We start from the raw sequence: 9,974 nt of genomic DNA on the forward strand, positions 1-9,974 counted from the left end.
TCCCATGTATGAGATCTAGACAACCTCATTCTGGCACACTGATGCCGTAGGGGGCCGTCCACACCATCAACCACCGAGTCTTGTTGTGAGAGGGATCGCGGCCCCAGCTACGCGCAACCACCAGCATTTGGGATAATGGGTCCTGGCTTTCGCCAGGACGACGCCACGTGTGTTGTATCGCGCGTCACTTACCGCGCTGGCTTCTTGCCAGGCCGCTTCTCGGCGCGCAGCGCGCCGGTCTTGTGGACCTTGGAGCGCGGCCCGACGAGGTGCGGCTTGTGAACGTGCCATTCAAGCGCGAGCGTCGCAGCAAAACCGAAAAAGCTCGAACGGCTCATACCGAGTCCGGCGGCATGCTTGTCGATCCGCGTGATCAGGCTCTTCGGCAAATAGACGTTGACGCGCTCGGACGGGTCGGGCGGATCGACGCCGACCATGAAGAAGGCGGCGACGTCCGAGCCCTTCGGCGCCACGATGCGCTCGATCGGCGTCGGCTCCGGCAATGGCTTGCCCTGCTCGACCCAGCCATCGACGGTCTGCGCCAGCGTGTGCTCGGCGCGCTCGATCGCGTCTTCCTGCGATCGCCCCGCGGCGACGCAGCCGGGAAAATCCGGGAACCATGCCCCGAACGCGCCGCGCGGACCGCGCTCCAGCACGGCCGGATAAAGCCGTCTCTTCATTCTGGCCTCCGTCGTCTGAGTATGCTATTTCACACACCTCGGTGTGTCAAATCACACAACACGCGATTGTGGGAGACCGCGGCAATGGACCCGCAAGCCGAACTCCGCATCGTCCGCGCGGCCTATGCCAAGCAGATCCTGGCCGCCGCCAACACCATCAATCCGCGGCTGACGGAGGCCTTCGCCGCCATTCGCCGCGAGGACTTCGTCGGCCCGGGACCATGGATGATGCTGCGGTGGTGGAGCCGCGACTATGCGCCGACGCCCGATGCCGACCCGGTCTATCTCTACACCAACGATCTCGTCGCCTTGCGCCCCGAGCGGCGACTCAACAACGGCCAGCCGTCGCTGCATGCCTATCTCATGCACCAGGCCGCGGCCGCCACCGGCGAGCACGTGGTGCATGTCGGCACGGGCACAGGGTACTACACCGCGATCCTCGCGCATCTGGTCGGACCGTCTGGCCGCGTGACCGGCATCGAATACGATCCGGACCTTGCGGCGGACGCTCGCGCCAATCTCGCCGCTTACGCAAATGTCGAGATCATCCAGGGCGACGGCACGATTGCGCCGTTCGAGTCCGCCGACGTGATCTATGTCAACGCCGGCTGCACCCGGCCTGCCGCGCGATGGCTCGACAGGCTCGCCGCAGGCGGCCGCCTGATCCTGCCGCTGACGTCGGATGAGGGATTCAAGGGTGGCGCCCCGGAGCAGGTGGCGCGCTCCGGCGCCGTGTTCCGGATCCGGCGCGAGGGCGCAGAGTACCAAGCGGACTGGATATCGCCAGTTGCGATCATTCCGTGCGACGGCGGCCGGGACGAGACGTCCGAAAAAACGCTCGCCGAAGCCTTCGCCCGCGGCGGCTGGCAGAAGGTGACGCGGCTCTACCGCGGTGCCGGGATCCCCGATGAACGTTGCTGGTTACGTGGGCCAGGCTGGTGCCTGGCTTACGATTGAGCGCGGCTACTTGCGGGCAAAAACCAGAATCATGTTGTTGGCCGGCATTTCGAAGCTGCCGGCGAGCTTGAGCCCGACGCTTCCCGCAAGCGTCTCGAGATCGGCGATGTCGCGCACGCCCCACTCGGCGTCGCGCTCGCGCAACGACGTGTCGAACACGGCATTGCTGAGCGCGGTGTGCTTGCCGCCGCGCTTGAACGGGCCGTAGAGCAACAGCCGGCCGTCGGCGCGCAGGTGCCGCGCGGCGCCGGCGAACAGGCCCTCGGCGACGCGCCACGGCGCGATGTGGATCACATTAGCGCAGAAGATCGCGAGCAGTTTGTCCGGACCTTTGCCGTCCGTCGGCGCTGGCGACCAGGCGGGATCGGACAGATCGATCGGCTGCGGCGGCCGGATGTTGGCAAGGCCGGCATGCGCGCGCCAGGCCTCGATGCTGCGCAGGTGCGCCGCATGGAGGTCGCTCGGCCACCAGGTGATGTCGGGCGTTTGACCGGCGAAATAGACGACATGCTGGCCGGTGCCGCTGCCGACTTCCAGCACGTCGCCGGATTGGCCGGCGAGGTAGTCTTTCAGGACGGTCCAGATCGGCTGATGGTTGCGATGGAACGCCGGCGCATCGAGCCGCCCGTCCGCCTCGACCGGTTGGCCGTCCTTGCCGAACTCCGCCACGAATTCCGCCACCGCGCTTCTCCTTACCGCTTCTAGATCAGGCCGCTCCATCAGCAAAACCGGAACCGGGATGCCGACACTGCTGATCCGTCATCCTGAGGTGCGAGCTCTTGCGAGCCTCGAAGGATGAATCGGCCGCGGTCGGGCCGTCGACCCTTCGAGGCTCGCTCCGCTCGCACCTCCAGCGACAACGGCAAGCCGTTGCGCGGGGGTGACGGGTCTAATCTCGTCTATGTCGCCCCTGACATTAACCCCATCACAACACTCCTATTCTCCGTGTTGCCAGCCGATGGCCTTTGTGCTTTCCACTCTTTATATTGCGATGGGATCATCGAGATTGAAGCCCGGGAAGCGTCCTTGATCGCCACTTTCTCCAAGCCAGCCTTCGTCCTGGCGCTGCTGGCAGGCACCGCCATGGCCGCGCCCGCGCAGGCCCAATCCGCCGCCGAGGGACAAAAGCTCGCCTTCGACCGCGGCAAGGGCAATTGCCTGACCTGCCACGTCATCAAGGGCGGCGACCTGCCCGGCACGATCGGCCCCGAGCTGAGCGGCCTGAAGGCCAAATACAGCCGTGACGAGCTGATCGCGATCGTGACCGACGAGACCAAGCGCAATCCACAGACGGTGATGCCGCCGTTCGGCCGAAACCGGATTTTGAGCGAGAAGGAAATCGACGCGGTGGTGGACTTCCTGCAGACGCTGTGACGCCGCAACCGTCGCTTGAGGAGATTTTTTTGATGAACATCACGACCAGCGAATTTTCTAGAGCGCGCCGGATGGTGCTGAAGGGCGCGGGCGTCGCCGCGCTGATCGGCCTCGGCGTCATTCCGTTCGACGTGCCGCAGGCGCTCGCCGCCGCCAACGACAAATATCCCGAAGACGCATTCAAGCAGAAGACCGAGGCCGACGCGATCAAGGCGCTCTATGGCAAGACCGCCGAGCCGACGGACAAGGTCAAGATGGACGCGCCGGAGATCGCCGAGAACGGCGCGGTGGTGCCGATCTCCGCGACCACGACGCTGGCCGATGTCACCTCGATCTCGTTTCTGGTGAGCGAGAACCCGATTTCGCTGGTGGCGTCGTACAAGATTCCGGCGGGCACGCTGCCGACCGTCGCCAACCGCATCAAGATGGCGAAGACCAGCAACGTCACCGTGATCGTCGAGGCCGGCGGCAAGCTCTACAGCGCCAAGAAGGAAATCAAGGTCACCGTCGGCGGCTGCGGCGGCTAGTGCATATATGAGCGTCGATCGAACCCGCGAACTCGCTGTGCCCGCTCTCCCGCTTGCGGGGTCCGAGGCGAGCGAAGCTCGCTCTCGAGGTTGGGGTGGGGGTATCGCCACGATGGACATTCTTCGTTTGGAGAGAGCCCCCACCCGGATCGCATCTAGCGATGCGACGCAGCCGAAGCCTTGCTTCGGCGTTCTTCAGAGACGGCCGCTGAAGGCGGCCTATGCTCCCCCGCAAGCGGGAGAGGTGAAGCGAGCCCGTCGATGGGCTGTCGCGACAACAGAGGACTAAACCGATGGCATCGAGCATTCGCGTGCGCGCCACGTCAAACGGCGACACCACCGAGGTGCAGGCGCTGATCCAGCACCCGATGGATTCCGGCTTCGTCAAGGACGCCAAGGGCGAGATCATTCCGCCGCATTTCATCCAGCAGCTCACCTTCGAATATGACGGCAAGCCGGTGTTCGTCGCCGACTGGGGCGGCGGCGTCTCCAAGGATCCCTATGTCAAGTTCGCCTTCAAGGGCGGCAAGAAGGGCGACGATCTGAAGGTCAGCTGGATCGACAACAAGGGCGCGACCGACACCACCACGGCGAAGATTCAATGACACGGCGCCTCGCAATCCGCGCAACAATAGCCACGCTCGCGCTTGGCTTGCTGGCGTGCGCACCAGCGCGCGCGGCCGACAGCGTCGATCCCGCCGCCGACAAGGCCGCGTTCCAGAAATTCTTCACCAGCAAATTCCCCAAGCTGAAGCTCGAGGATTTCGTCAACGGTCCCTATTCGATGAATGAGGACCTGCACAGGCAGTGGGAGGAGAAGGAGCAGTTTCCGCCCTACGAGTTCTCGCTCGAAGCCGGCAAGGAGATGTTCGCGACGCCATTCAAGAACGGCAAGACCTACGCCGACTGCTTCCCGAACAAGGGCATCGGCATCCGCCAGAACTATCCTTACTTCGATGAGAAGGAAGGCAAGGTCGTCACGCTCGAGCTCGCGCTCAATCGCTGCCGCGAAGCCAATGGCGAGGCGCCGTTCTCCTATGTGAAGGACGACATGGCCGCGCTCACCGCCTACATGGCCTTCACCTCGCGCGGCAAGCCGATGGATATCAAGATCCCGAACGATCCGCGCGCGCTGGAGGCCTATCAGAAGGGCAAGGAGTATTTCTACACCCGCCGCGGCCAGCTCAATTTCTCCTGCGCCACCTGCCACATCCAGAGCCCGGGCGAGCGGATCCGCGCCGAGGTGCTGGCGCCGGCGCTCGGCATCCTGAACGCGATGCCGATCTACCGCTCGGAATGGAGCGGCATGGGCACCACCAGCCGCCGCTTCACCACCTGCAACAGCCAGATCCGCGGCGTGCCGCTCAATCCGCAGGACGACGAGTACCGCAACCTCGAATACTATTTGTCCTATGTCAGCAACGGGCTGCCGATTTCGGGTCCGGGAGCACGGCCATGAGCGCGGCCATTAAAGCTGTCCTCGCAGCATCGGCCCTGCTGATCGCATCGGCGACCGGCGCCCTCGCCGCCTCCGAGGCCGACTACAAGGCGGCCTACGCCGCGGCCGAAGCCGCCAACAAGGAAGCCGGCAGCCTGCGCAACCAGTGGACCACCACCGCCTCGACGCTATCTGCCGCAAAAAAGGCCGGTGAGGCTGGTGATTTCGACACCGCAGTCGCCAAGGCCACGGAGGCCGAGGCACTGGCAAAGGCCTCGATCTTCCAGGCCACCAGCGAAAAGGAACGCTGGAAGGACATGGAAGTTCGTTAAAAGCGCGCAGGCCAGGGGCCGCGCGGAGAGAATGATGATCATCCGCCGCCGGGAATTCCTGAAAGCTGCGGCCGCCGCAACGCTGACGGCCGGCCTGCCGCGCCTTGCGCGCAGCGCCGACACCGCCAGCGTCTACGACCTCGAACGGTTCGGCAACGCCCGCATCCTGCACATGACCGACACGCATGCGCAGCTGAAGCCGGTGTTCTTCCGGGAGCCCGGCGTCAATCTCGGCGTCGGCGCGATGGCCGGCCAGCCGCCCCACCTCGTCGGCAAGGCGTTCCTCGACCGCTTCGGCATCCGGCCCGACAGCGCCGACGCCTATGCCTTCACCTGCGTCGAGTTCGAGAAGGCCGCCGGCCGGTTCGGACGGCTCGGCGGCTTCGCCCACCTGAAGACGCTGGTCGACAAGCTGCGCGCCGATGTCGGCGAAAAGCGTTCGATCCTGCTCGACGGCGGCGACCTCTGGCAGGGCTCAGGGCTCGCCAACGCCATGAACGGCGCCGACATGGTGGAGGCCGCCAATCTGCTCGGCATCGAGGCGATGACCGGGCACTGGGAATTCACCTATGGCGAGCAGGTGCTGCGCGACAACCTCTCCCGCTTCAAGGGCGAGTTCCTGGCGCAGAACGTGTTCCTGACCGAGGAAGCCGCGTTCAACGACGCCAAGGCGTTCGACCCGGCTTCGGGGCGGGTGTTCAAGCCGTCCTTCATCAAGGAGATCGGCGGCCATCGCGTCGCGATCATCGGCCAGGCCTTCCCCTACGTGCCGATCGCGCATCCGAAGCGCTTCACGCCGGACTGGAAGTTCGGCATCCGCGACGAGGAGCTGCAGAAGCTCGTCGACGGCCATCGCAACAACGACAAGGTCGAGGCGGTGATCCTGCTGTCGCATAACGGCATGGATGTCGACCTCAAGCTCGCCAGCCGCGTCACCGGCATCGACGTCATTCTCGGCGGCCACACCCACGACGCGATCCCGATCCCGATCACGGTGACCAATGCCGGCGGCGTCACGCTGGTGACCAATGCCGGCTCCAACGGCAAGTTCATCGGCGTGCTCGATCTCGATCTGACCAAGGGCAAGGTCGCCAATGTCCGCTACCGGCTGCTGCCGGTGTTCGCCGAACTGCTGAAGCCCGATCCTGCGATGCAGACGCTGATCGACAAGATGCGCGATCCGCATGTCGACGAATGGAATAGCAAGCTGGCCTCGGCCGACCGGCTGCTCTACCGCCGCGGCAATTTCTCCGGCACCGTCGATCAGTTGATCTGCGATGCGCTGCTGAACGAGCTCAACGCCGAGATCGCGCTGTCGCCGGGCTTCCGCTGGGGCATCACCACGCTCGCCGGCCAGCCGCTGACCATGGAAGACGTGCTGTCGGAAACCGCGATCACCTATCCGGAGACCTACGTCGCCACGATGACCGGGAGCCAGATCAAGGATGTGCTGGAAGACGTTTGCGACAATCTGTTCAACGTCGACCCCTATTATCAGCAGGGCGGCGACATGGTCCGCGTCGGCGGCCTCGCCTACACCTGCACGCCCGGCGAGACCGTCGGCAAGCGTATTTCCGAGCTGAAGCTTGGCAACGGCAAGCATCTCGAAGCCGGCAAGCACTACAAGGTCGCAGGCTGGGCCTCGGTCAACCAGCAGAGCGGCGCGCCGATCTGGGACGTCGTCGCCAGGCATCTGCGCTCCGGCCGGCCGCCGAACCGCGACGAGCCCGGCGTGACGCTGAAAGGCGTCGAGGACAATCCGGGCATCGCGAGGCACGGATGACGCGCCGCGCGTTGATCGCGGCGCTCGGCCTTGCGGCGATCGCGCTGGCGACGCCGCTCACCCGCGCCCAGCTGGCGCCGCTGCAGGACAAGCCGTTCGCCGAGCACAAGGTCGTGCTGCAGCTCTCCGACAACGATCCGAGGAAGCAAGGCCTCGTCATCAGCGTCGCCAACAATCTGATGAAGCATTACGATCCCGACAAGGTCGCGGTCGAGATCGTCGCCTTCGGCCCGGGCATCGACCTGCTCAAGCCCGACAACCCGAACCGCAAGCTGGTCGAGAGCCTGGTCGCGCAGGGCGCGCGGGTCGACATCTGCCTCAACACCGTCGACACGATCGAGCGCGACAGCGGCAAGCGGCCGGACTACATCGCCGCCGCCACCCCCGTGCAGGTCGGCGTCGCACAGATTTTGCTGCTCACCGAGAACGGATACACGCTGGTCCGTCCGTAACCCTGATCGCCGTCGTCCCCGACGCCACCATCGTACCATCGAAGTGGTGCACCTGATGGAGCTGCAGGAGCAGGGCTCGAGTTACGTGCGGCCGTCGTCGCGCCGCCCAAAATGCGAAATATGTCCCGTCATCCTGAGGCGCGAGCGGAGCGAGCCTCGAAGGATGCACGGCCCCGCCCCCTCCGCGCGTCCGCCCCTCCTTCCCTGAAATATCCGGGCCGTCGACCCTTCGAGGCTCGCTTCGCGAGCACTTCGGGGTGACGGGACAGGAGTCGCACGGGGATGGATTTGCTTTGAACGGACCCTATCTATGGAATAATATCCTCCATGTGACTCGGCCCGGAGAATAGGGAAGCCGTCATGATCTTTCGTCAGCTCTTCGACAGCGTATCCGGCACCTACAGCTATCTGCTCGCGAGCCGCGCCGGCGGCGAGGCATTGATCCTCGATCCGGTGCTGGAGAAGGCCGACCGCTACTGCAAGCTGCTGCAGGAACTCGACCTCAGGCTGGTCAAGGCCGTCGACACCCATCTGCATGCCGATCACGTCACCGGCCTCGGCGAGCTGCGCGACCGCACCCAGTGCATCACCATCATGGGCGAGCAGAGCAAGGCCGACGTGGTGTCGATGCGCGTCTCCGACGGCGACAAGGTGACGATCGAGGGCCTTTGCCTCGAGGCGCTGTACACGCCCGGCCACACCGACGATTCCTATAGTTATTTAATGGGCGACCGCGTCTTCACCGGCGACACGCTGCTGATCCGCGGCACCGGCCGCACCGACTTCCAGAACGGCAGCGCGCGGGCGCAGTACGATTCGATCTTCAACCGCCTGCTGAAGCTGCCCGAGGAGACCATGGTGTTCCCCGCGCATGACTACAAGGGCGACACCGTCTCCACCATCGGCGAGGAGAAGCGCTACAATCCGCGGCTGCAGGTCAAATCGATCGACGACTATGTCGAGCTGATGAGCAACCTCAATTTGCCGAACCCGAAGCTGATGGACGTCGTGGTGCCCGCCAACATGCATGTCGGCCTGCACCAGGACGAACTCGCCAAGGAAGGTCTCTCCCTCAACGCGCGCGACGCCATCGCGAGTCTCGGCCGCCCCGATATCCTCCTGGTCGACTTGCGCGAGAGCGGCGAGCGGGCCAAGCACGGCACGCTCGCGGGCGCGCTGCACGCGCCCTATCCGGGGATTTGCGCCACCTTGCAGCCCGGCGGCATGCTGCGCGAAGTCGCGGCCGCAACCGGCCGCCGCGTCGTGTTCTTCTGTGCTTTCGGCGAGCGTTCGGCGATGGCGGTGGCTGCCGCGAAGAAGGCCGGACTGGTCAACACCGCTCATATCGAAGGCGGCATCGATGCGTGGAAGAAGGCTGGCGGTCCGGTGGTGATGGGATGATCCCGTAGCCCGGATGAAGCGCAGCGCAATCCGGGATCAGCCCATCCGCGGATTGAGTGGCCCCGGATTGCGCTTCGCTTCATCCGGGCTACAAGGTCACCGCGTCACTCGCTGCAACTCTTCCGTCAGCCGATCCAGCGCATCCGCCAGCATCACGCCGCCGCAGACGGTGAGCCGCTCGGGCAGCACGATGCGCTTGCTTTGCGGATAGAAGCGCTCCAGCGCCGGATGCAGCAGGAAGGCGCGACCGTCATCCTCGGCGCGGTCGCCGGCTTCCGACACCAGGATGAAATCCGGCCGCAGCTTTACGATCGCCTCCAGCGAAGCAAACCCGCCTGCGCCGACGCCAAGTTCGCCGGCGGCGTTGGCGAGGCCGGCTGCCGCCAGCAGCGAGCTGACCAGGCTATGGTCGCCTGAGACAAAACCGCGTCGCTCCAGCGGCAGCACACGGTAATGATGCGCGCTCGCCGCCGCCCGCGCGTGCGCGATCGCCGCATCGAGGCGCGCGATCGCGGCTTCCGCGCGATCGGGATGCTGCACCACATCGCCCATCGCGCGAATCTGCTCCTTCACTTCGTCCAGCGTGCGCGGCACCGTGAATTCGACGAGGTGCAGCCCGTTGGCTTTCAACAGGTCGCGGGTCGCGCGCTTGTCGAACAGGCTGACCACGACGAGGTCGGGCTTGAGCAGCAGCACATCCTCGGCCTCGCCGGACAGGCGCGGAAAATTTCGCGCCTTCTCGGCGGCCCAGGATTGCCAAGCATCGCGCGAGAAGCGGCTGAGGCCGATGATCTGGTCGGGGTCGGCCAGCGACAGCACGAGCTGGTCGCTGCAGACATTCATCGAGACGATGCGTGGTCCGGCGGCGGACGCGGCACCGGCAGAAATAAGCCACAGCAGAATCGCGACCATCACTCCACGATGAAGCGAAGCAAGATGGCCGCCACGCTGACGCTGAGCCCCCTCTCCCGCTTGCGGGGGAGGGTTGGGGCTGTCTCTTATACACATCTGACGCTGCCGACGACCATGG

At 65.2% G+C, this 9,974-nt stretch carries 12 protein-coding genes; 9 read left to right on the top strand and 3 right to left on the bottom strand.

Annotation, left to right across the window (positions count from 1 at the left end):
• Positions 1-188: 188 nt before the first annotated feature.
• Positions 189-680 (bottom strand): type II toxin-antitoxin system HicB family antitoxin, encoded by a 492-nt coding sequence (locus PMN64_RS39745; protein ID WP_411784690.1) that lies wholly within the window; start codon positions 678-680, stop codon positions 189-191.
• Positions 681-764: 84 nt separating this feature from the next.
• Here PMN64_RS39745 and PMN64_RS39750 point away from each other — a divergent pair, with 84 nt between their 5' ends.
• On the top strand, positions 765-1,637 hold the full coding sequence (locus tag PMN64_RS39750; protein WP_411784691.1) for a protein-L-isoaspartate O-methyltransferase family protein: 873 nt from the start codon (positions 765-767) through the stop codon (positions 1,635-1,637).
• A gap of 6 nt (positions 1,638-1,643) precedes the next feature.
• Here the strand turns inward: PMN64_RS39750 and PMN64_RS39755 are convergent, their stop codons facing one another.
• On the bottom strand, positions 1,644-2,318 hold the full coding sequence (locus PMN64_RS39755) for a DUF938 domain-containing protein (protein ID WP_411784692.1): 675 nt from the start codon (positions 2,316-2,318) through the stop codon (positions 1,644-1,646).
• Between the two features lie 402 nt (positions 2,319-2,720).
• Between PMN64_RS39755 and soxX the strand changes: the two genes are divergently transcribed.
• The 8 genes from soxX to PMN64_RS39795 all read left to right on the top strand — a co-directional run bounded on the left by soxX (position 2,721) and on the right by PMN64_RS39795 (position 8,944).
• Entirely contained in the window at positions 2,721-3,011 is a 291-nt protein-coding gene (gene soxX / locus PMN64_RS39760; protein ID WP_051448082.1) for a sulfur oxidation c-type cytochrome SoxX, read from the top strand.
• Between the two features lie 32 nt (positions 3,012-3,043).
• Positions 3,044-3,538: a thiosulfate oxidation carrier protein SoxY gene (gene soxY / locus PMN64_RS39765; protein WP_028343528.1), complete on the top strand. Its 495-nt coding sequence runs from the start codon at positions 3,044-3,046 to the stop codon at positions 3,536-3,538.
• A 293-nt stretch (positions 3,539-3,831) separates the two neighbouring features.
• Positions 3,832-4,143 (top strand): thiosulfate oxidation carrier complex protein SoxZ, encoded by a 312-nt coding sequence (soxZ, locus tag PMN64_RS39770; RefSeq protein WP_304498316.1) that lies wholly within the window; start codon positions 3,832-3,834, stop codon positions 4,141-4,143.
• A complete protein-coding gene (soxA, locus tag PMN64_RS39775) occupies positions 4,140-4,997 on the top strand; it encodes a sulfur oxidation c-type cytochrome SoxA (RefSeq protein ID WP_304498315.1) in 858 nt (285 codons plus the stop codon). Before soxZ ends, soxA begins: the two co-directional genes overlap by 4 nt.
• A complete protein-coding gene (locus tag PMN64_RS39780; RefSeq protein WP_411784693.1) occupies positions 4,994-5,308 on the top strand; it encodes a hypothetical protein in 315 nt (104 codons plus the stop codon). The genes soxA and PMN64_RS39780 overlap by 4 nt, the downstream gene beginning before the upstream one ends.
• 34 nt (positions 5,309-5,342) lie before the next feature.
• Positions 5,343-7,091: a thiosulfohydrolase SoxB gene (gene soxB / locus PMN64_RS39785; protein WP_411784694.1), complete on the top strand. Its 1,749-nt coding sequence runs from the start codon at positions 5,343-5,345 to the stop codon at positions 7,089-7,091.
• A complete protein-coding gene (locus PMN64_RS39790; RefSeq protein ID WP_411784695.1) occupies positions 7,088-7,543 on the top strand; it encodes a hypothetical protein in 456 nt (151 codons plus the stop codon). Before soxB ends, PMN64_RS39790 begins: the two co-directional genes overlap by 4 nt.
• Positions 7,544-7,903: 360 nt before the next feature.
• Positions 7,904-8,944, top strand: coding sequence for an MBL fold metallo-hydrolase (locus tag PMN64_RS39795; RefSeq protein ID WP_411784696.1), 1,041 nt, complete (start codon positions 7,904-7,906; stop codon positions 8,942-8,944).
• Positions 8,945-9,040: 96 nt separating this feature from the next.
• Here PMN64_RS39795 and PMN64_RS39800 read toward each other — a convergent pair whose 3' ends face one another.
• Entirely contained in the window at positions 9,041-9,856 is an 816-nt protein-coding gene (locus PMN64_RS39800; protein ID WP_411784697.1) for an ABC transporter substrate-binding protein, read from the bottom strand.
• Positions 9,857-9,974: the final 118 nt, after the last annotated feature.

The organism is Bradyrhizobium sp. UFLA01-814 (assembly GCF_046718885.1).
Classification (GTDB): Bacteria; Pseudomonadota; Alphaproteobacteria; order Rhizobiales; family Xanthobacteraceae; genus Bradyrhizobium; species Bradyrhizobium elkanii.

Excerpts from the sequence above, each read along its gene's own strand:
- PMN64_RS39745 (WP_411784690.1), bottom strand. The coding sequence starts at position 680 with ATGAAGAGACGGCTTTATCCGGCCGTGCTGGAGCGCGGTCCGCGCGGC.
- PMN64_RS39750 (WP_411784691.1), top strand. The coding sequence starts at position 765 with ATGGACCCGCAAGCCGAACTCCGCATCGTCCGCGCGGCCTATGCCAAG.
- soxX (WP_051448082.1), top strand. The coding sequence starts at position 2,721 with ATGGCCGCGCCCGCGCAGGCCCAATCCGCCGCCGAGGGACAAAAGCTC.
- soxY (WP_028343528.1), top strand. The coding sequence starts at position 3,044 with ATGAACATCACGACCAGCGAATTTTCTAGAGCGCGCCGGATGGTGCTG.
- soxZ (WP_304498316.1), top strand. The coding sequence starts at position 3,832 with ATGGCATCGAGCATTCGCGTGCGCGCCACGTCAAACGGCGACACCACC.
- soxA (WP_304498315.1), top strand. The coding sequence starts at position 4,140 with ATGACACGGCGCCTCGCAATCCGCGCAACAATAGCCACGCTCGCGCTT.
- PMN64_RS39780 (WP_411784693.1), top strand. The coding sequence starts at position 4,994 with ATGAGCGCGGCCATTAAAGCTGTCCTCGCAGCATCGGCCCTGCTGATC.
- soxB (WP_411784694.1), top strand. The coding sequence starts at position 5,343 with ATGATCATCCGCCGCCGGGAATTCCTGAAAGCTGCGGCCGCCGCAACG.
- PMN64_RS39790 (WP_411784695.1), top strand. The coding sequence starts at position 7,088 with ATGACGCGCCGCGCGTTGATCGCGGCGCTCGGCCTTGCGGCGATCGCG.
- PMN64_RS39795 (WP_411784696.1), top strand. The coding sequence starts at position 7,904 with ATGATCTTTCGTCAGCTCTTCGACAGCGTATCCGGCACCTACAGCTAT.
- PMN64_RS39800 (WP_411784697.1), bottom strand. The coding sequence starts at position 9,856 with ATGGTCGCGATTCTGCTGTGGCTTATTTCTGCCGGTGCCGCGTCCGCC.